Annotated in this window: 17 protein-coding genes; 10 read left to right on the forward strand and 7 right to left on the reverse strand. The window is 60.0% G+C overall.

Translation table 11 applies throughout. The features are described 5' to 3' along the window. Nucleotide 1 precedes the first annotated feature (1 nt). The 3 genes from GOX66_RS21110 to GOX66_RS21120 all read left to right on the forward strand — a co-directional run bounded on the left by GOX66_RS21110 (nt 2) and on the right by GOX66_RS21120 (nt 3359). Complete coding sequence (locus tag GOX66_RS21110; RefSeq protein WP_170765233.1) at nt 2–745, forward strand: polysaccharide deacetylase family protein; 744 nt, start codon at nt 2–4, stop codon at nt 743–745. Nucleotides 746–839: 94 nt separating this feature from the next. Continuing rightward, entirely contained in the window at nt 840–1811 is a 972-nt protein-coding gene (locus tag GOX66_RS21115) for an NAD-dependent epimerase/dehydratase family protein (protein ID WP_170765234.1), read from the forward strand. A gap of 18 nt (nt 1812–1829) precedes the next feature. Beyond that, nucleotides 1830–3359 carry a GMC oxidoreductase gene (locus tag GOX66_RS21120; RefSeq protein WP_170765235.1) on the forward strand — a complete coding sequence of 510 codons (1530 nt, stop codon included), beginning with the start codon at nt 1830–1832 and terminating at the stop codon, nt 3357–3359. Nucleotides 3360–3372: 13 nt separating this feature from the next. Here GOX66_RS21120 and GOX66_RS21125 read toward each other — a convergent pair whose 3' ends face one another. Together GOX66_RS21125 and GOX66_RS21130 are read right to left on the reverse strand one after the other, a co-directional pair. Continuing rightward, nucleotides 3373–4485 (reverse strand): formylglycine-generating enzyme family protein, encoded by a 1113-nt coding sequence (locus tag GOX66_RS21125; RefSeq protein ID WP_170765236.1) that lies wholly within the window; start codon nt 4483–4485, stop codon nt 3373–3375. Then, nucleotides 4472–5794 (reverse strand): glycosyltransferase family 4 protein, encoded by a 1323-nt coding sequence (locus tag GOX66_RS21130; RefSeq protein WP_170765237.1) that lies wholly within the window; start codon nt 5792–5794, stop codon nt 4472–4474. The genes GOX66_RS21125 and GOX66_RS21130 overlap by 14 nt, the downstream gene beginning before the upstream one ends. 261 nt (nt 5795–6055) lie before the next feature. Here GOX66_RS21130 and GOX66_RS21135 point away from each other — a divergent pair, with 261 nt between their 5' ends. Continuing rightward, nucleotides 6056–7159, forward strand: coding sequence for a glycosyltransferase family 4 protein (locus GOX66_RS21135; protein ID WP_170765238.1), 1104 nt, complete (start codon nt 6056–6058; stop codon nt 7157–7159). A gap of 4 nt (nt 7160–7163) precedes the next feature. On the opposite strand, the gene GOX66_RS21140 is transcribed toward GOX66_RS21135, so the two are convergent. From GOX66_RS21140 to GOX66_RS21150, 3 genes are all read right to left on the reverse strand, one after another. Beyond that, the gene (locus GOX66_RS21140) at nt 7164–8795 is read right to left on the reverse strand and encodes a GMC oxidoreductase (RefSeq protein WP_170765239.1); all 1632 of its coding nucleotides are present in this window, start codon (nt 8793–8795) and stop codon (nt 7164–7166) included. A gap of 3 nt (nt 8796–8798) precedes the next feature. Then, nucleotides 8799–9719, reverse strand: coding sequence for a glycosyltransferase (locus tag GOX66_RS21145; RefSeq protein WP_170765240.1), 921 nt, complete (start codon nt 9717–9719; stop codon nt 8799–8801). Between the two features lie 97 nt (nt 9720–9816). After that, on the reverse strand, nt 9817–10857 hold the full coding sequence (locus GOX66_RS21150) for a Gfo/Idh/MocA family protein (RefSeq protein ID WP_170765241.1): 1041 nt from the start codon (nt 10855–10857) through the stop codon (nt 9817–9819). 167 nt (nt 10858–11024) lie between these two features. Here GOX66_RS21150 and GOX66_RS21155 point away from each other — a divergent pair, with 167 nt between their 5' ends. The 4 genes from GOX66_RS21155 (at nt 11025) to GOX66_RS21170 (ending at nt 15463) form a co-directional block, all read left to right on the forward strand. Beyond that, the gene (locus GOX66_RS21155; RefSeq protein WP_336509516.1) at nt 11025–12116 is read left to right on the forward strand and encodes an NAD-dependent epimerase/dehydratase family protein; all 1092 of its coding nucleotides are present in this window, start codon (nt 11025–11027) and stop codon (nt 12114–12116) included. 67 nt (nt 12117–12183) lie between these two features. Next, nucleotides 12184–13359, forward strand: coding sequence for a glycosyltransferase family 4 protein (locus tag GOX66_RS21160; protein WP_170765244.1), 1176 nt, complete (start codon nt 12184–12186; stop codon nt 13357–13359). 221 nt (nt 13360–13580) lie between these two features. Next, entirely contained in the window at nt 13581–14951 is a 1371-nt protein-coding gene (locus GOX66_RS21165; RefSeq protein ID WP_170765245.1) for a nucleotide sugar dehydrogenase, read from the forward strand. 308 nt (nt 14952–15259) lie between these two features. Further along, entirely contained in the window at nt 15260–15463 is a 204-nt protein-coding gene (locus GOX66_RS21170; protein WP_170765246.1) for a hypothetical protein, read from the forward strand. Between the two features lie 4 nt (nt 15464–15467). Here the strand turns inward: GOX66_RS21170 and GOX66_RS21175 are convergent, their stop codons facing one another. Next, nucleotides 15468–16475: a replication initiator protein A gene (locus GOX66_RS21175; protein ID WP_170765247.1), complete on the reverse strand. Its 1008-nt coding sequence runs from the start codon at nt 16473–16475 to the stop codon at nt 15468–15470. A 402-nt stretch (nt 16476–16877) separates the two neighbouring features. On the opposite strand from GOX66_RS21175, the gene GOX66_RS21180 reads away from it, so the two are divergent. Both GOX66_RS21180 and GOX66_RS21185 read left to right on the forward strand, forming a co-directional pair. After that, nucleotides 16878–18290: an AAA family ATPase gene (locus GOX66_RS21180; protein ID WP_170765248.1), complete on the forward strand. Its 1413-nt coding sequence runs from the start codon at nt 16878–16880 to the stop codon at nt 18288–18290. A gap of 77 nt (nt 18291–18367) precedes the next feature. Continuing rightward, on the forward strand, nt 18368–19390 hold the full coding sequence (locus GOX66_RS21185; RefSeq protein WP_170765249.1) for a ParB/RepB/Spo0J family partition protein: 1023 nt from the start codon (nt 18368–18370) through the stop codon (nt 19388–19390). A gap of 56 nt (nt 19391–19446) precedes the next feature. Here the strand turns inward: GOX66_RS21185 and GOX66_RS21190 are convergent, their stop codons facing one another. Beyond that, nucleotides 19447–21390, reverse strand: a complete 1944-nt coding sequence (locus GOX66_RS21190; protein ID WP_170765250.1) for a hypothetical protein — start codon at nt 21388–21390, stop codon at nt 19447–19449. Between the last annotated feature and the right edge of the window lie 5 nt (nt 21391–21395).

Here is a 21395-nt window from a genome sequence, read left to right on the forward strand (position 1 = left end):
CATGCCCGACTGGCAGGCCGATATCCTGATGTATCACTCGATCTCGGACGCGCCGGGGCCAACCTCGATCGCGCCCGACATCTTTGCCGCACAAATGCAGGCACTGGCCGCATCCGGCCTGCCGGTGGTGACGCCGGACGCTCTGGCCAATCCGCCCGGTCGCCGCGTGGTCATCATCAGTTTCGATGACGGGTTTGCCGATTTCGCCGATACCGCCTGGCCCATCCTGCGCGATCACGGCTTCTGCCCGATCGTCTATCTGCCCTCGGGCCTGATGGGCAGCACCGACAGTTGGGCCGGAGGCAACATCCCGCCCCGCCCGCTGATGGGCTGGGACAAGGTCGAAGCGCTGGCCGGTGAAGGGGTCTGTTTCGGAGCACACAGTGTCAGCCACCCCGATCTGTCCACGCTGGGCCCCGAGGCGCTGGAGGAAGAAGTCACCGGCTCTGGTCAGGACATTGCCGCCCGGCTCGGCCAACCCATCCGGCATTTCGCGCCGCCCTATGGTGCGTCGAACAACAGCGTGCTCAGGCAGATCGCGCAGCATTACGACACTTCGGTCGGCACAAGGCTGGGTGCGGCCGGACCAGGGGATAACATCCACGACCTGCCCCGACTCGAGATGTTCTATTTCACCGATATTCCTCGCTGGAAGGCATATCTGGCGGGGCGCGGCAAAACCTATCTTGCAGCGCGCAAAATGATGCGCGGTGTTCGGGCGATGGTGCGGGGGAAATCATGGTAGATACGTTAAACTCCGCCCTTGGCCGTAGCGGCAAACGTCTGCAGAGTCGTGATATCTGTTAAATTGGTTCTCAAAAAGTGACTGGTACGAACATATGCATATTCTGATTACCGGCGGTGCCGGGTTCATAGGGTCTCATCTGACAGAACGGCTGATCGGCGAAGGTCATCAGGTCACGATCCTCGATGACCTTTCGACCGGGCTGGTATCCAATCTTACCGCCGTAGCCGATCATCCGGATTTCACCTTTGTCAAAGGCAGTATTCTTGATCGCCAACTGGTCGCCAAATTGGCCGGCCCCGCCGATGTGATCTTTCATCTGGCCGCAGCCGTGGGCGTCAAGCTGATCATGGACGAGCCCAGCCGATCCATTCTGACCAATGTGGCAGGCACCGAGAATGTGCTGGATGCCGCGCTGGTGAACAAGACGCATACCTTTATCGCTTCCAGCTCCGAGGTCTATGGGAAAAGCACGAAATTCCCGTTTCAGGAAGAGGATGATCTGACCATCGGTGCCACCCGCAACCTGCGCTGGTCCTATGCCTGCGCCAAGACACTGGACGAGTTTCTGGCGCTGGCCCATGCGCGGGAATCCGGGCTGCCGGTCACGGTTCTGCGGTTCTTCAACACCACCGGCCCGCGGCAAACCGGGCGCTATGGCATGGTGTTGCCAAACTTTGTGAAGGCCGCGCTGGAAGGCGCCCCCCTGATGGTGCACGGCACCGGCGAGCAATCGCGCTGTTTCGGCCATGTGGCCGATGTGGTCGAGGCCATGTGCCGACTGATGACCCTGCCGGAGGCGCGCGGCGATGTCTTCAATGTCGGCACCGATCAGGAGGTCACGATCCGCGAACTGGCCGAACAGGTCATCCGGACCACCGGGTCCAGCTCGGGAATCCAATGCGTGCCTTATGACACGGTCTACCCCGAAGGGTTCGAGGACATGCAGCGCCGCCTGCCCGATGTCTCGAAACTACAACGCGTCACCGGGTTCCGTCCGATGCGGACGCTGCAGCAGATCATCGATGATATCGTCGCCGAAATGAAACATCCAGTTTCAGCATGAGCGGTCAGGTCCTGTCCCGTGACTGATCTGGTCATCGGATCGGGGCCATCGGGCGTGTCCGTGGCCACGGCCCTTCTGAACCGGGGCCGTCAGGTTCTGATGCTGGACGGAGGCCGCCGGCTGGAAGCCCCGGCCCAGGACGGCCGCGACGGGCTGGCCGCCAAAGACCCGGATACCTGGACCGCTGCCGATGTACAGGGCTGGCAGGCTCCGCAGTTCGACACGCCACCCGGACAGGTGCGCCGGTTCGGATCGGATTTCGCCATGGTGCCGGGGGCCGAGACGCTGGTGTCGCCGGACCGGATCGGATTGCGCGCCTCGCACGCCACAGGCGGGCTGTCCAACCTCTGGGGCTCGGCGGTTTTACCCAATCGCGCCGAAGATATCGCCGACTGGCCGATCGGGATCGAGGATCTGTCGCCGCATTACCGGGCCATCTCGGAATTCCTTCCCATCAGTGGCCGGGTGGACCCATTGCAGACCCTGTTCCCTGCCCTTTCCATGCAGGATCGCGCCCTTCTGACCCCGTCGCCGCAGGCCGAGCGGATGCTGGTGTATCTGGATCATCACAAAACCCGGCTAGCAAAACTGGGGGCCCATGCCGGGGCCGCGCGGCTGGCTGTCGGGACCGGCTGCCGGTATTGCGGCCAGTGCCTGCATGGCTGCCCCTGGGGTCTGATCTACGCGTCCGGCCAAACGCTTGACGCTCTGCGTCGCAATCCGGCTTTCGACTATCGCACAGGTCTTGTCCGCCGGTTCGAGGAACACGCCGATCATGTCACCGTCACGCTGGACGATGGTGAACCCCTGCACGCTGACCGCATATTTGTCGCCGCAGGCGTTCTGGAAACGGCGCGCCTGATGCTGGCTTCATCCCCGGGCCCGGCAGCGCGTCTGCAATTGCAGGACAGTCAGCATTTCTTTCTGCCCAGCCTGCACCGCTGGCGCGCGCGGCGCCGTCCGGATCGCAGGCCCTATCACACCCTGCCGCAGATTTTCATCGAGCTGGACGACCCCGATATCTCACCCCATCTGGTGCACGCGCAGGTCTATACCTGGAACGAGTTCTACGCCCATGACCTGATCAGCAGTTACGGCTCTAAACTGCCGGGATCGGCCCCTTTATGGCGAATGCTGGCACGGCGGCTGATTGTGGCGCAGGCGTTTCTGCATTCGGCCCATTCCGCCCGGATCGATCTGACGCTAGCCCCGGATGGGCGGCTTGTCCCGACCGTGCAGAGTAATGACGAAACCGAACAGGTCATGGCCCGCGCCACGGCACGCATGGCACAGGTCCTGAAACTGGCGGGGCTTACACCGCTGAGCTTCGCCCTTCGTCCGGGCGATGTGGGGTCCAGCTTTCACGTTGGCGGCTCGGTCCCCATGGCCCAAGCGCCCGGTGCGGGGCAATCCGACATCCTTGGGCGACCGCATGGTCTGTCACGGGTGCATCTTGTCGATGCCTCAAGCCTGCCAAATATTCCGGCCACGACCATCACCTTCTCGGTCATGGCCAATGCGCATCGGGTCGGAATGCTGGTGCCCTGACACCTAGACCCGATCAGTCCAGTTCCCGCACCAGACGGATCACATGCCCATGACCCCGATTGTAGTGATGTGGGCCAACACGAAACGCAGAACGGTTCTGCCATGCCGGAACACCCGCGCCACCACCGCGAATTGTCCGGAACTCGCACTCTTCGTCTTCAACATAAGGGGAACCGTCGGTTTTCCCTGAATCATGATCGTCCTTATGACAATCCTCGACCCATTCGAAACCATTACCGTGCATGTCATAAAGCCCAAATCCATTGGGGGGGTGCAGCCCAACAGGTCCCGGCTCGCGCTTGGACCATATGGAGGAACAATTGAGGCAAACGGTATTGTTCCTTCCGATATCATTGCCCCATGGAAACCGTGTTACCGTCCCGGCCCGGGCGGCGTATTCCCATTCTGCGTCTGTTGGCAGGCGATAGCTGTACCCCGTCTTGGCGCTCAGATAAGCCGCGTAAGCCTTCGCATCACTCCATTCGGTCGGGGTCATGGGTTGGTCGTCACGATAGTCAGCCTCCAATTCGGGAAAATACGGCTCGCGCCCGGTTATCGCGAACCATTCCGGGTCTTCTTGTGCCTGCCGCCATTGCCCGTACGTGATCTCGTGGCGGGAAAATGCCAGCGCGCGCGGAATGCGCACCAGACGCCTCGGGCCTTCCCGATTGGCGAACTTTAACTGAGCCCGAAGAGGCGTGTAGCTAAACACATGCGCATACCGGCCCTCTTCAAAAATCGGGGAACCGAGCAGGAAATACCCTTTGGGAACCTCAACCATTTCCGGACAATCCACGCAATCGCGGAAGACACGACCCGGTGCGGCCATCTGATACCCGGGCTGATGCAGCGGAAGGACCTGAGCTGTTGCGAACAGTGCGGCCTGTTGCAGACCTGACAGCCTGGGTTCAGGCAATTCTTCCTTCTCCGTGGTCTTACGCATGGTGATCTCAAGGTCGCGCAGTGCCGTGTTGGCAATTACGATCAGCATGAGGAGACCAGCCAACAGTGCGAAGACCACCAATACCCCGGACAGCATGACCCAGAACAGCCGCAGCACCCGTCGGAGCATTGCTCCGACAAAGGAGCTTTTCTCTGGTTTGGCCGAAGTTCTACCGAACGCCATTCAAATATCCCTCTTGCTTTCCCGGAGCCCCGGTGGGCATTTGGCTCATTGTTCCAAGTTCAAATGCCCCACCCTCCAGCGCCCGGGCCAGTGCCCGATCGCCTTTCCCATGCGCCGCGCGGGCCAGTGCAGCCCCATATGCCTCAAGCACAGATGTCTCGAGCCAGATTTCCATAAAGGCCTTACGCGCGGAGGCACCCTGCGCATCGCGCCGGTCGGGTTGATGCTGCAACGCGCACATTGCGGCGATCAAGTCGTCCTCGGTTTCGAACAGCGACCCGCCCTCGGCCCGTTCGACGATTTCAGGAAATGGCCCCAGCCGCCTGGCGATCACCGGCGTGCCCAGCCGGAAACTTTCGATCAGGATGATGCCGAAGGTTTCATAACAAACCGACGGCACGATCAGCCCAATGGCGCCCCGGTAATAGGCGTTGAGTTCTTCAAGCGTCTTGCGGCCCAGAAATTTGATCCGGTCGTTGCCCGCAGCCTGTTTCTTCAGCTCATCCGCATAGTCGCCATCGCCGAGTATGAGCAGATCGGCATCGGGATAGCGGTCGAAGGCCGGGAACACGTCCTGCAGCCCTTTGATCTTTTCCAAACGCCCGACAAACAGGAAATAGGGGCGCTCATGCGCCGCCGGGTCCGGTAATGCGTTCTGGTCGATATCGGGCAGGAAATACGGCAGTACCTGCATGTCCTGACGCAGGCCGAATTCGCGGTGCTTGGCGCGGCTGAATTCGCTTTTGGCGATGATCAGATCCATATGATCCAGCGCCCGGTCCAGCGCGCCGGTATAGCGCCAGAGTTGCGGCGGGCGTTTGTAATTCAGAACGCAGCGCAGGCATTGGCGGTCATCGCACAGTTCACGCCCATGCCGCCACAGAACATGGGTCGGGCAGACCAGCCAGTGCTCATGCGCCTCATAGACCTTCAGCCCCTCACCCATCGGTAACAGGCCGGGCCCGCCGATCAGCGAGGTGTTATTGTGCCAGATGATATCCGGTTTTCGTTCACCCAGTATCTCGCGGATGCTGGCGGCGTGCATCACCGGGCGGCCAAGCTGCTGGGTCAGCAGGTTCGACATCATGCCATTGCGGCTGCGCAGCCCGATCCGCCGTACCCCATCAGGTTCCCCTTCGGGCTGGGGCTTGCCACCGAGGATCAGATAGCTGTCCTCGTCATGCACCACCGTCACATCGTGGCCCCGCGCCACAAGCGCGCGGGCCATGCGCTGAATTCCCACAGCATCACCACCGAAGGAATAAGGCGGGTAGAATGTGGTGAACATCAAAATGCGCAACGACTGCATGCGAATTGTACCGGGCTACTAATAACTATCCAGTATCAAACACGATCCCGGCAACAATCGAAAGACACAAGCCACGCGGCTACCCGGTTCGTGCCCGGTGTTGCGGGCTTGCTGCAGATAAATGCAAGCTGCGGTGGTCCGCCATCATGACATGGGCAAATACTATGCGCGTGTTATGATCGCGCGATTGTTGAGAAATTTGGCCCAGACCCACATAAGATGCAGACCGCCCCTTCTTCAAACCCCCTTCATGTCGTCGAAATGGGCTCCCAGTTTGGCATGGGCGGCATCACCCGGCATATCCTGGGGTTGAGCGACTGGCTGGAGGCCAGGAACCATCGCATCACGCTGGCAGGCACCGCCGATATCTGGGCCGGTCCGGACCGGGGGGCCGGATTTCTGGACCTGCCCACCCGCTATGTCGCAGGCGAAGGCGGCAGCATCGTCAACCGGCTGCGCCATACGGCCGGCGCGGCCTGGCGGTTGCGGCGCTGGCTGGCGGAAAATCCGGTCGATCTGATCCATTGCCATGAATCCGCACCTGCTCTGGTCGCCAATCTGGCCCGCACCGGACGGCGCATTCCGGTGGCCGTCACCTATCACGGGTCGGAGCCCGAACGGATTGCGGCCTTTGGCCGGATTGCCGCGAAATGCGATCTGGTGATCACACCCAGCCATCGCTCGGCCGAAGATCTGGCAACCATCGGCAATGTGCCAATGGATAAGCTGAAGGTGATCGGTCTGGGCGTATCGCCTCCGCCCAAGGACAGCGCAGAGGATATCGCCGAACTGCGGGCCAAATTGCTTGGGGATGGCGAACGGGTAATCCTGACACTGGCGCGCCTGCAGCCGCAGAAGGGGATCGACATTCTGATCGATTGCGTCACCCGGCTGAAGCAGACCCATCCCGGCTACCGCTTTGTTGTTGCAGGCGACGGACCAGACGAGGCAAAGCTGCATGCTCTGGCGCGGGAAAAAGGGGTTGGCAAACATCTGCAATTCATCGGCCGGACGGATAAACCGATCCGTCATCTGCGCGCGGCGGACCTGTTCCTGCTGACCTCGCGGTGGGAGGCGCTGCCCTTCACCATCGCCGAGGCGTTTCAGGCTGGAACGCCCGCCGTGGCCACCGCCTGTTCCGGCGTGGTCGAACTGATCGACGACAGCGTTGGTGCGGTGGTGCCCATCGGCGATATCGACGCGATCTGCACGGCAGTGGCGGATGTTCTGTCAGATGAGAGCCGCCGTCAAACACTGGCAGACAACGCCCTGCAACGCAGCCGGGAGGACCGGTTCGACCCCAATTGGGTGCATCACCAGTTTGAAAAAACCTATTACGATCTGGCAGGGCGGTCGCGGGGCTGACGCGTCAGACGCCGCGTGCGCGGTCTGCGGTGACCTTCTCGGCGATCCGCGCGCCTGCGCGGGCTGACAGGGCCATGATGGTCAGGCCGGGGTTCTGGAACGGATTGGTTGGAAACGACGCCGAGTCCGTGACATGGACATTGGGGCAATCGAACACTTCCAGATCCCTGTTCAGCACATGTCGGGCAGGATCATCTCCCATGCATGCCCCTCCGGTCTCATGGATCGATGACCCCGGCTGCAGGGCCCCGTCGGGGGTATAGACCAGTGGCCCGGCCATTTTGTAGGCCAGTTTCGACACCAGGCTTTCGCGCCCCAGCAGGTCATCGGGCAGGCCGAAAGTTTGCGACACGTCCTTCAGAGTGTCTTTCATATCCTGCACCATCGCGCGTTCATTGTCGGAATGGCGCAGCGTGACCTTTGGCGCCGGAACGCCCCAGGCATCGCGTTTATTGGGGTCAAGCTCTATCCGGTTTTCGGCGCGCGGCAGAACCTCTCCGATTGCCATGAAGAACCAGCCGGGCTCGATCCGCCCGACAGACCCCAACAAAGAGTAGCTGCGCAGGAACCCACAATCCTCACGGCCCCCACGGTTGCGGAAACCGGGAATATAAATGCCGGACTGAGCCCCGAAATCATAAGGATCATGATCGGGCCCCAGCCCTTCGACCTCGGGCAGGGTGCCTGCCCGAAAAACCATCAGATGATCCGACAGGTAGCGCCCCAGATTGCCCGATGAATTGCCCAGACCCTTCTCATGACGCGGCCCGTGGGAATTCAGCAAAAGCCGCACGGATTCAATGGTCGAGGCGCAAACCGCAATCACCCGCGCCCTCACGGTATGCTCCTGCCCGCTGGCCGCGTCGATATAGCGAACCCCGGTTGCCAGACCCGTCTGCGCATCGGTTTCGATCTTTGACACCACCGCCCCGCTGCGCAACTCAAAATTCCCGCTTGCCTGCGCTGCTGTCAGGGGCAGAGGCGTCCGCGCGGGAACATGGCGGATGATCCGGCAGGTGGTCGCGGGTCGATCCGGCCATTTCTCAGAAAGTTCGGCCATGAGCGCACGTTCGGCTTTGGTCAGAGAGTGCGGTGCGTCGTAGATACCATCCGGCAGGTTTTCGATCTGCGCCGCCTCGCCCGCAACACCCAGAAACTGTTCGACCCGGCCATACCAGGGATCGAGATCGGCATAGGAAATCGGCCAGCTGTCGCCGAACCCGTCCTGCTCGGCGGCCTTGAATTCCTGATCCGAAAGACGCAGCGCGTTGCGGCCCCACAGATGCAGCCGTCCGCCGACCTGACGGGACCGGAACCAGTTGAAATGGGCGCCGGATGGCGTGGTGTAGGGGTTCTGTCGGTCATTGACGAACAGATGCCCGGTCAGGGGCGTAAAGGACATGCAGCGCGCCTGCACATGCTGTCCCCGCAGGATCGCCATGACACGGCTGAGGATGCTGACACGGGACCCGCCCGCGCGGTCGCTGTCGGGGAAATCTTCCTTGGGGTCCAGCGTACGCCCGGCTTCCAGCATCAATGTCCGGCAGCCGCGTTCGCTTGTTTCCTTCGCAACCCATCCCCCGGCAGCACCCGAGCCAATGACGATGACGTCGTATTCTGGTCCGGTTGCCTGCATCGTTCAGGGCCTGCGCGTGATATAGCCCCAGACCTCGCCACAGGTCCAGGCGATGGTCAGGATGATGATATAGGGCAGCGCTGTCGGATACCGCAGAAGCCGCCCCTTGCTTGCTTGTGTCAGACCATGGCGTACCCACAGAACCGGCGGGATCAGCGGGCTGGACACGATATAGGCCAGCCGTTTCGGACCGCTCATATGCATCGCCCGGATATGGCCGAACAGACGGCCCCAATGAAACCGTTCCGGCAACAGCCGACCCAGCGTGGCCGGAGGACGGACATGATCGACAACCAGCTCATTGGACAGCAACAACTCTTCACCCTGCTCGATCAGGAACCAGTGAACGACCGGTTCGCGGAACCGCTCTTTCCACAGATGGCGGGTCGCCTCGAGCGCCTTCCGGCTATAGGTCACATTCACGTCCGAAACCCATTCGGCCGGGCCGCTGTCAAACGGCAGGCCGTAGCGGCCAAAGTCGGTCACATAGAACGCCCAGTTGAGCAGCGAGACCGGTTCCTTGCAGTCGATGGCCCCGCCAATGACATTCTTGCCGGTTTCCGCATGCAGGCGCATGACGGTGCGGGCCCAGTCAGGATGCGGATGCCCGCGATCTTCGAGGATCGCGATCACATCGCCGGTAGCGGCAGCCAGCCCTGCCGCGCGCCTGCGGTCAAACAGCTCATGCTGGCCCGCCTCGGATGTAATGGGGCGGGCAGGTGTGATCGCCCCGAGGTCCAGAAAATTCACATCCGGAAACTCCGCTGCATAATTGGCGGCATCCGAGACGCTTGCGTCATAAGGCACGATGATATCCAGCGGCGGCGGGTCTTCGAATGCGGCGACCGACACCAGAAAGTCGCGCAGGTAAGAGCCGCCATCGACAATCGTCACGACAATGGAAAGCGTTGGATGATCTGTCACCGCAAGCTCCTGCAACTGGAAAAACCCTGCCCTTTCAAGGCAGATACTGACAAGGCCCGGTCAGGATGCCAAGCGCCGTCTGGAAACCGGTCGGATGTCATGCGGCCATGTCCCCCAGCGCCTCAAGCGTGACCGGCTGGCCGGTTGCACTGCTTTCGCGCACCGCATCCGCAACCTCAATCGCCCGCAGGGCAGCATGGCCGTCGGAAATGCGCAAACCCGTCTGCCCCTCACAAAGCCCGACAAATTCCTGCAACTCATCGGCAAAAGACAGCAGCGCCGTGGTTTTCCAGGATTTCAGTTTTTCCCGCAGTATGATCCCGGGATAGCGGCGATGCTGGCGAGTGGGCTTGCCACCCGGACGATCCATGGTGATCAGCAATGTTTCCATCGGCGCATAAGCGCCACGCACCATGCCCTTGCTGCCATAGACGTCGACCTGGCTTTTGTAGCCCTTCCAGTCTGTCCAGGTCGCCTGATAGATCGCCGGAATACCCTCGGGGCTTTTGAAAATTGCCATTGCGTTGTCTTCGGAACCGGGCTCGTTCCAGACCTTTTCGGTGGCGACGCCGTAAACGCTGGTGATTTCACCCAGCATGTGACGAGCCATGTCGGACATGTGAATCCCCACATCCCACAACGCTCCGCCGCCCGATATGTCGGACTTGTATTCCCAGTCATACACGAATTTCGTCAGACCCTCATGACCGCCATAGATACGCACATGATCGATCTCTCCGATCTGGCCCGACCCGATGACATCCTTCACGTATGAGAAGGCCGGGTAATAGCGCATGTTGAACCCGCCACCCAAGGCCTTTCCCGCGGCCCGGCCCGCCGCAACAATCCTGCGACTGGCCTCGACCGTGTTGGCCAGTGGCTTTTCCGACAGCACATGCAACCCCCGCTCAAACGCTGTCAGGCACACAGGTTCGCGCACATGCGCCGGCGTGGAAATCACGACCGCGTCCATGTCGACATCGAAGAACCTGTCCGCATCTGTAAAGGCCGACGCGCCATTGGCCACGGCTTCGGCCCGGTGCATATCCGTATCCATAACGGCGGCAAGCGTGGTGTCGGGGTTGTCGATAATGGTCTGCACGCGCATCTGCCCGATCTTGCCGGCAGCTCCGATCACACCGATCCTCATAAAATTCCTCACTCAAAACCATGGGGTGTTACACCCCGGACATCTATAACAGCAGATCATCTGCTAGCGGAGTAGCATGCGCAACTACCCTGCGCTAGGCTTCTGAGACGCAACGATTTCATGCCTTGATTTGAATTGAAGAGGGATTGGCAACAGTGAACGTCACCGGATCGGAAAAACTGCAGGGACAGAAGGTCTTCGTGACCGGCGCGACGGGATTTCTTGGGGCGCGGCTGGTTCCGGCCCTTCTGGAAAGCGGGGCGCGGGTCACGGCCTTGCTGCGCAGCCGCCATGGCGCGAAAGATCTGGAGGCGAAGAGCGTCAATGTCGTCACCGCCGCGCTTGGCGATCATGCGGCGGTCGCAGAGACCTTGCGTGGACACAACATACTAGCACATCTGGCCTATGACGTACGGGCCACCGCCGAAAAGAACCTGTCGGATTTTGCCGCATTATTCGGCGCGGCGCAGGACGCTGGCATCGGCAGGATCATCCATACCAGTTCCATCGTAACCTATGACGCCTGGCCCAACGAGGACCTGGATGAAACCAGTCCGATGCAACGCCCCGGCGGCAGCCCGTACCGTCAGGCCAAGATCGAGATGGAAAAACAGCTGATGGCCGGGCCGATCCCGGCGGCCATCCTTCAACCCACCTTGATTTATGGGCCCGGCAGCGCCTTGTGGACGGATCAGCTAACAGAAAATCTCGCCGCCGGAACACAGATTCTGCCGCAGCCAGAGGGGCTGTGTAATGGTGTGTTCGTCGATGATGTGGTGCAGGCCATTCTCCGGGCGGCGGTGCTGGAGGATCTGGGGCAGGAACGCTTTGTCATTTCAGGGCCCGAACCGGTTGCATGGTCCGCCTTGTTGACCGGCTATTCCCGGATCATCGGCAAGGGCGACATCCGCCTGGAACCTTATCAGGCCCTCTCGGACCGGCTGGGCCCCGAGCCGGAGGAGCATGAGGCAGGCCCCGAGACCCTTTCGGTTGCGGCCCGGATCAGTGCGCTTGGCCGTACCCTGCTGGGGCGCGAGCGGTTCGAGGTGCTGGTGCGCGCCATCAAAAGGCGCGTGTCTTCGGGCGATGGTGTGGCCTATCCCAACCGGCATCTGCTGGAGCTTTTTGCCGCCAGGGGCGGGTGCAGCATCGCACAGGCGCAGGAACGGCTGGGCTATCAGCCCGACTATCCGCTTGAAAAAGGATTGGCCGCGACAGCAGACTATTTGCGGGGCCGGTTTGGCTGACGCCATGCCCATCATTTGAAACGCAACCGCATGGCCCGGATTTCAGGGCCCCTATCAAGGCAAAAGCATGCTGCATATCGGTGTAGACGCCAGTTCCTGGGAAAATGAACGTGGCTTTGGACGGTTCACCCGCAATCTGATCCCTGCTCTGGCGGCGCGGCAATCGGGGTTCCGCTATACGTTGCTGTTCGATCAGGAACCGACGCGGCCCGTGCCCGAAGGTGTCGACATCCAGATCGCCGGGTCGGACCGGTCGATGTCAGAGGCCTCATCCGGCGCCTCGGCACGCGGCGGGGCGGACCTGATCACCATGGCGAGATCCGCGCAGCGGATGGAGTGTGATCTGTTCTTCTACCCGGCGGTCTATTCTTATTTCCCGCAACTGACCCGGCGCCCCTCGGTCGTGTGTTTTCATGACACCATTCCCGAGCGTTTTCCCGATCTCATCTTCCCCAAAAAGCTGAACTTCCGCCTGTGGCAGGCGAAGTGCTGGCTGGCCAAAATGCGGGCGACGCGGGTGATGACAATCTCGGACGCCTCGGCAAATGACCTGACGCGTATCCTGCGCATTCCCCGCGACCGGATAGACACGATCACCGAAGGGGCTGAAGCCATTTTCAGGCCTATCAACGATAATTCGGCTCTAATTCAGGCCAGACAGGCTCATGGCATCCCATCCGAAGCACCGCTTCTGGTCTATCTCGGGGGCTTCAACCGGCACAAAAACGTGCTGCGCCTGATCGAGGCCATGCCTCAGATCTTGGCACAAGTACCAGACACCCGCCTGGCCATCGTCGGACGCACCACCGGTGCGCGGTTCTGGGACAATGTCGAGGACCTCAAAGCCAGCGCTGCCGCTGATGCCGCCCGCTCTGAAAGCATCGTATTCACCGGCGAGATCGATGACCCGGAACTGGCTGCCCTGCTCAATGCTGCAGATGCGCTGGTCTTCCCCTCGCTCTGGGAAGGGTTCGGCCTGCCCGCGCTTGAGGCGATGTCCTGCGGCACGCCCGTTCTGTCTTCGGATCGCGGCAGCCTTCCGGAAGTGGTGGGCGATGGCGGGCTTTATTTCGATCCTCTGTCAAGCCAGGCTCTGGCCGATCAGACCGTCCGCCTGCTGACCGAACCCGGCCTGCGGAACGCCCTGTCGCAAAAGGCGCTGGCGCAGGCTTCGATTTTTAGCTGGGACAAAGGTGCGGAATTGGCTGAAAAGTCGTTTCGGCAGGCATTACACCCAAAATAATTTAATTCTCCCCCTGATTTATTTTTTTGAGAAATCCTCAACAATGCCACCTTGCGACGAAAATTGAACCCACCTCAGAAACACAGTACTGCAGTCTGGAACCAGGCTGACAAATTTGTTGGATTCGCACCCCTTCCACCCTATCCGTGGATGGGGTTAGAATTTCCGACAGCCATACCGTGAATTGATTTCAGTCTGCCTTTGTAAGATCAGGGTAAATTATGAACTACGAGACTTCGCACCATCAGTCCCTCAGACAGCTCATCGCCACACGCGACGCGCGGGTTGCCGTTGTGGGGCTGGGCTATGTCGGCCTGCCGCTGGCGCTGACCGCATATGATGAGGGGTTCGATACCACCGGCGTTGATCTCAACCCCGACCGGGTTGCGCGGATCAATCAGGGCGATCAGGTCATATCGTATCTGGCGCAGGACCGGATCGCGCACGCGATGAACAGTGGCAGGTTCCGCGCGACGCAGGACGCCGCAGCACTGGCCGAGGCCGATATCGTGCTGATCTGCGTACCGACGCCGCTGACCGACGCGCAGGACCCGGACATGCGCTTTGTCGCCGCCGCCGCCCAGACCATTGCGCAGCATCTGCGCCCGGGACAGCTGGTGGTGTTGGAAAGCAGCGTCTGGCCCGGCGCCACAACAACGCTGGTTCAACCCATCCTCGAGGCGGGTGGCCTGCGTGCTGGCTCTGATTTCTTTCTGGCCTTCTCGCCGGAACGCGAAGATCCCGGCAATGACAAGTTCGACACGCACAGCATTCCCAAAGTGGTGGGGGCCGACGACCCCCTGTCGCGGCAACTGGTCGAGGATTTCTATCGCGCCATCGTCACCAGCGCCGTACCGGTCAGCTCGGCCGCCACCGCCGAGGCGGTGAAGCTGGTCGAGAACAGCTTTCGCACCGTCAATATCGCCCTGGTCAACGAGTTGAAAACCGCACTCGAGGCGATGGATGTGGACGTTTGGGAAGTGATCGAGGCGGCAGCCACCAAGCCCTTTGGTTTCATGCCCTTCTATCCCGGCCCCGGCATTGGCGGGGCCTGCATTCCGGTCTCGCCCGCCTATCTGGCCTGGCGCGCGGCGGATGCGGGATCAGACACACCGATCATCAATCTGGCCCGCTCCAGCAACGACGCTGTTCCGTCCATGCTGGCCGCGCGGATGGCTGCGGAACTGGCGGCGCGCAATGGCTCGGCCTTGGCCGAAACCGGACAACCCCTGACCGGACAGCGCATCCTGCTGATGGGCATCGCCTATAAGCGCGATGTCGAGGACACCCGTCGCAGCCCTGCACTGGTGCTGCTGGACGAGTTGGAGAAACTGGGGGCCGAGGTCGCATATCACGACCCTTACTTCCCCTGTCTACCCGAAGGCGGAGAATTCCCACAGCTTGCCGGCCGGACCTCCGAACCGCTGACAGCCGAGAACCTGAGCCGCTATGCGGCGGTGGCCGTGATCACCGATCACAGCGCCCCGGATTACGCTCTGGTCGCGCGCGAGGCGGCACTGGTTTTCGATACTCGAAACGTGTTTGCAAAGCTGGGGATCACGGTGACAGGCGGGCGACTGGTCAAGATGTGATCCTGCCACCCCCAGAGATCGGCGGAGCTTTGCACGTTTTTGGCGGGCCCATTGCCAGATATGGCTGCCATATATAACTTACAAAACGACAAGTGCAGGCATCTTCATGCCGCAAAAAAGCACGCGGTGTTGAACGAGTAGTGGGGCAAAGCCCCGTCAGGTAAAAATAACCAAATTTTAACCCAAGGTGGTTCATAGTTTTGCCATGATTTCGTCACGGAATCAGTATGGGCGCCTGCCCATGGCATAGACCATCGCCCACTTTGGGTTGCGCTCATACCAAGGCGAATGCCGGAGGACCGAAAAACATGTTGGGAATTATCGGAATAGCTATCCTTGTCGGCCTGTGCGCTGGCGGGTTTGCTTTGTATTCCGGCTCTTCCATCCTGATGGCATTCGGGGCCTATATGCTGGTTGGCTGGATGTTCATACTGGCGACCATCATCGTTAGCTGCTCGGTGAAAGCGATAAAGATACGAATCCGGAAACAAAATCACGCCTATTCCGGCTGATCGTTCAATCCCGACCCGCCACCCTCTTGGCCACATATCCCAGGAAGGCCCGCTGGGGATTTCTGATCTGTGGACGGCCCGACGCAGCCCAATAGGCCAGCCAATCCGCCTCCAGCGCATAGACGTCCCGGCCGGGCGCCATCGCTCTGGCCTCCTCCAAAGCTGCCGGTGGCAGGATCGGCTTGTCCGGCCCCTCTACCACCTGCCCGCGGCGCGTGAACCGGATCAGGTCCCCGGGCTCTTCGGTTATCTCATAATCAGGAAGGTGATCGGCAGCGATCATGTCCCGGATCATTTTACGGAACACCCGCCGGGGTGAGGCCGAACCCGATTTCTTCAGCAGCACCTCGACCGAGATCCGCCATTCGGGCTGGCGCCCGCAATGTTTGCGCGCCAGCTCATAAATCCGCCGTTCCAGCGGTTTGCGCAGACGGAAGTAATCGCGGCTGAGGGTCAGCACGGATTTGGCCAACACCGCGCGGAACAGCCAGTCCGACAGTTTCACGCTGACGCTGACCATCCGGCCCGCCCGGGTACGGCGGACGATTTCCCAGCTTTCGATCAGGCCGAACCCGGTGGTGGTCTCGGTCTCACCGGTGACGATGTTGGTGGTGATCCGGGTACCGGCCAGCCGCTCGAACGCTTCGCGCAGGCGCTTGTAACCGTCACCACTGGTCTCGCGGTTTGTCGCCACCATCAGATCATGCGCCGTAAGATGCAGCACCTGGCTGACCGTCCGGCCTGCATTGATCGCCGCCATCAGCTGGCTGATGCAAAAGATCAGGATGTCTTTGTCGTGGATTGTCGCCAGGCCGCGCACCGACGGCGTCACCGTAATCTCGACCCCGTTATGTTCGTAGTTCAGAATCCGCCGGTCCGGTCGGGTCGAGAGCGAAAACATCGGATGCTCCATCGACCCCATATCGGTCTTGGGCAGCGCATCGAAGATATCGCATACAAAAAAATCACCCGTTGGATGCCGGTCAGGCAACAATGCCCCTGACCCGCTCATACTGCCCTGCCCATATGTTCCTGCCCGAATCTGCGTTCGTGGTTTTATTGACGCTCACCGTAAAGTTATCCACAGGAGGCGTAAAGCCGCCGGATCGTGGGTTCAGAGTCAGTCCAACGTGGGTTCAGAGTCACCCTTTCGTGGGATCAGATTCACTTAGGATATCAAAAGTCACAAAAACCTATTTTTTTTCTTATACTTAAAGGAGGTGGCCGAATGCCGTAACTAATAAGATAACAGAATTCTAACAGAACAATTTTTTGCAACCTGCATTAAAACCGCCCCTCAAACGGCTTTTACCCGTTATTTTTGCTTAGAAAATCCAGTCTTGTACTCATAATGCTTTCGCATGCCATCTTTTGTGGTATATTAAGGAAAACATAGCACACAGGCAGTATTTCGATGCGAGCAGGCACATCCGAGGGACTCCCCCCGTATTTCAATATCGATCCGGACCTGGCTTATGAAGAGCTTGGAGATCCCACCGGCACGCATGATTTCTCGGACATCGCAGATGCCTGTGCCCGAGGCCGGGCCGATCTGGCGCACCGGGGGCTGGAGGATGACGGTCAAAAAAAACTGCGGCTGTTGTCGACCTGGGAAATTACCAAATATCTGATCCCCGTCGCGCCCGCTCATTTCCGCCGGGTCCTGAAGGGCAACCCGGATCTGCCGCAAGGGCGGTCGGAAACCGAAGGTGGTGCCAAGTGGTTCACGCTGGACGAGGTATTGCGCCTGCGCCTGCATTTCGCCTCCGAAGGCTCCAAGGCCAAAGAGTATCGCCCCTACCGCCCCAAGGGGCTGCCGGCCAAGATCGTCTCGGTGGCAAACTTCAAGGGCGGCGTCGGCAAGACGTCAACTTGCGCCCATCTGGCCATGTCCGCGGCTTTGGACGGCTACAAGGTTCTGGTTATCGATCTGGACAGTCAGGGGTCGATGACCTCGATCTTCGGCGGCAAGGTAACGGATGAATGGCAGACGGTGTTTCCTCTGCTCGCCCGCCACTATGCCACCCATCTGCGCCGCGACAATCAGGGACGGCTTGACCGGGGCGAGGCCCCCCACCCGATCGATGACACGCTGTCAGACGCGCTGAAAGTACGCGGCGGAGATCTGATCCAGGAAACCCACTGGCCGAATATCGATCTGATCGGCGCTCAGCTGAACCTCTATTGGGCCGAATTCCAGATTCCCGTCTGGCGCATGCAAGGCCGCAGCTGGAAGTTGTGGGATGCGCTGACCGACACTCTGGAAGAAGATGGCGTATTGGACGAGTACGATATCGTCTTCGTCGATACCCCCCCAGCCCTGGGCTATTTGACCATCAACGGGCTGGCGGCCTCGGACATCCTGCTGGTGCCCATGGGGGCGTCGTTTCTGGAGTTCGATTCCACCGGTCGGTTCTTCGACATGCTGCATTCCACCTTCCAGTCCATCGAAGACGGAGAAAACATGGCCGCCCGCGCGCTGGGACGCCCCGAGATGGCCTTTCAATGGGATGCAGTGCGCACGGTCATCACCCGCTATGACGGTAGCCAGCAGGCGGAACTGGCCGGGCTGATGCAGGCCTATCTGGGGCGTACCCTGTCGCCGCACTGGCAGGGTTACACAGCGCTGATCGGGCAGGCCGGAGAGCAGGTCAACGGCATTTACGAGGCCGATTACCGCGACTTCAACCGCGAGACCTATGTGCGCGGGCGGGAAACCTTTGACGCCACCTATGCCTCGTTCAAGAAGCTGCTGATCGGGGTTTGGCGGGGCGAGGAACTGGCACAGCAAAACGAAGAGGCGGGAACGCCGGAACTGACACTCTGACAGGCATGTTTCGCGCGCGAAACACATCTGCCGTGGCCCAAAACAGAGTCTGATCCGCGCAGGAAAAGGAGAAACCGATGGCAAAACGCAAACGACTGACCCCTGCCCGACCGGATTATCTGGACGACACCCGCCCTGCCCATGGGGTGAATTCCATGTTTCCGGCGGATACGCCCCGGTCCGCACCTCCGGTTGCGCAGGTGGCTGGTGCCACGGCCGCTCAGGCCGCGCTGGAGGAGTTGTCCGAAGAATTGCGTGCCGCCCGCGCTGAGGGGCGGTTGGTGCAGGACCTGCCGCTGGACGCCATCGAGGAAACCCACCTGGTCCGCGACCGGATGGCTGCCGACGATGCCGAGATGGACGCGCTGAAGGAAAGCTTGAAAGCGCGCGGGCAGCAAACCCCGATTGAAGTCGTGGAACTGGAAGGCGGACAATACGGCCTGATCTCAGGCTGGCGGCGGATGACAGCGCTGCGGGCGCTGGCGCAGGAAACGGGCGAGGCACGCTTTGACACCGTACGCGCGTTCCTCAGGCAGCCGCAGAGCGCCTCGGACGCCTATGTGGCCATGGTCGAGGAAAACGAGATCCGTGTCGGGCTGAGCTATTACGAACGCGCCCGGATCGTGGCCCGTGCGGCAGAGCAGGGGGTTTACCCGGATGAAACTGCGGCCCTTCGCGGGCTATTCGCCTCGGCGAGTCGCGCCAAACGGTCGAAGATCGGATCTTTCGTCGCGATCTATCATGCGCTGGATGAACATTTGCGGTTCCCTTCGGCCATTCCCGAGCGGTTGGGGCTGTCGATTGCAAAGACTCTGAAGGACGATCCCAGGACTTTGCCTGCGATTGCCAAGGCGCTGGATGAAACCCGGGCAGCGACAGGGGACGCCGAAATCTCAGTTCTGACACGTGCGGCGAATGAAATAGGGTCTAATTCTCTAAAAATGTCCGATTCAGACTCTGTTTCGCCGCCAACGGAGACGATTGGCGATATTCAGGTGAAACAGAGTCGAAACGGGAAGCAGCTTACGCTGTCCGGTCGCGGAGTGTCGGAGGCATTCCTTTCGGACTTGCGAGATTGGCTGCACGCCCGTGGCACCTGATGTTTCGCGCGCGAAACATTTAGAATTTCATCCTGCTGGCAGCGCCCTGCGGTTGATCAATCCGATCCATCAGCAGGATCGTTCTCACTGCGCTCAAGAAGGACGAAACGATCATTGCTGAAGATCGGGGCATAGTTACCCATGAGATAATTCCCGACGAGCCGGCGCCAGCGCGTCCGCATTTGCATGGCTTCAAGTGGGACAGCAGGTACATGAACCGAAGCCAGCATCGCCCGCAACTCGCCATATTTGCCACGGCTGACCCAATGATTGCCAGGCGGGGGCGGAGCATCGTCGGGGGTCGATGACATCCAGTCATAGGATTCCCGATCGATAACCACGAGAACATCCGGGTTTTCGTTGAGCATTTGACGCAACAACTGGCCACGTTCATCGCCATAGATATAGTTATCAGTCAGAAAGCCGACTTTTGAGACCCCTAACTTTGCTGGCAAAGACCACAGGCGGTCATAGGCAAAGACGGGCTTACCTCTTTGCGGTGGTTCTGACAGGAAGCGCGACAGTTCTACGATATTTTCGTCCGGATCGCTCTTTTCACGTAGAAGGTTCTGCTGCACGGAGTTGACGATGGTGTCGGGCCGCGCCAACTGACCGGAAATCATGGCTTGATAGTTGGCCAGTAATCCGTCGCGGAAAACATATCGGGCGATCGTGAACTGACCGAAAGTGTATGTCAGTGCCAGGATCAGAGTCAGGGCAATCCCTAAACCCCGCAATGAGTTGGCGATAGGGGCGTAGGATGCGCGTAGAGGCAGTATAAGGCAGAACGCAATAGGCAGAACACTGGGGACAAGGTGCCATTGATCGGCACGGCTAAGACCGCTTTTAAGCAGGATTGCTGCATAAGCCAAAGCACCGATGATCAACAGATCAGAGGGTCCCGGCGTATCTATCCAGTTGCGGCTTAGCGCTGATCCGGTCAGCCAGATGGCGATCAGGACCAGTGCAAAGACTGCAAGGCCCGACGCGGTCCAATAAAAGCGGAAAGCTGCCTCACCCGCATCAAACTGCCCGGTCAGATAGCGGACGACGGAAAAGTAATCCCCGACGGCGGGACCCAGAAGCAACCACAGGCACCCCACCCAGATGACGAATGATATCCCCGCCGTCAGCAAAAGCGCGGTGATTGCGCGCCAGTCCCGGAGTTTGGCGAAGATGGATGCGTAGATTGCAAAAATGCCAATGGCGGTGGCGGCGCCGAAGTCCTGAGAGTAGCTGAGCAACAGCCCAAGAGCGATGCCATGCAGCACACAGAGCCCGGTGTGGAAAGGGCGATGGGCCACACTGATCAGGATCAGCACACCTGCCAGTTTGCGCAGACCGTTCTGGTTCGGTCCGAGCATGGTGTTGAAATACAGGCTGGACAGTAGCAGGAACGCCCCTAATCGGGCCCAGAAAGACGAAATGTAGGTCTGGATGGGGATGAGCAGCGCCAGCATCACCAGCAGTTCCAAAATCATCACGTAAGTATAAAATGAAACCAGGGAAAACGAAGTCAGCTTGGTCCACCAATATGCGGGGTAGAGCATAAGAGGCCCGTACAAAAATTCGAAATCCTGATAAGGTACGTCTCCACCCAGCATTCGATGCAGTGCTGTCAGATGGATGGATTCTTCGAAAAACGGCCCACTTGGTGCAAGTGCCGGAGGGAAGTAAGCAAATACGATTGCAATAAATACAAGCAACGGCAACAGCAGGGTCGCCGCCCATCCGGATTTTGAAGCAGATTGGGCCGGGGAACGTGGAGAGAATTCCGCCCCGCGTGACAACACCCAGACGCCTGTTACGGTGAAGAATATCCACAGCACGGTCGTGATATGTGCAATTCGGTTATTATATCCTTCGGCCTGCGCCGTGCTGATGACACCCGGCGCGTGCCCGAATGCTTGCGGAAGCCACACTATCAATGGCAGGACCAGAATGAACGAGGCCAGCGTAAAAACAACGCTTCGCCAGTTGGGGTTGGTATTTTTTTGCATCTCCG

The organism is Ruegeria lacuscaerulensis, from assembly GCF_013031245.1.
In the GTDB taxonomy this organism is placed as follows: Bacteria; Pseudomonadota; Alphaproteobacteria; order Rhodobacterales; family Rhodobacteraceae; genus Ruegeria; species Ruegeria lacuscaerulensis_C.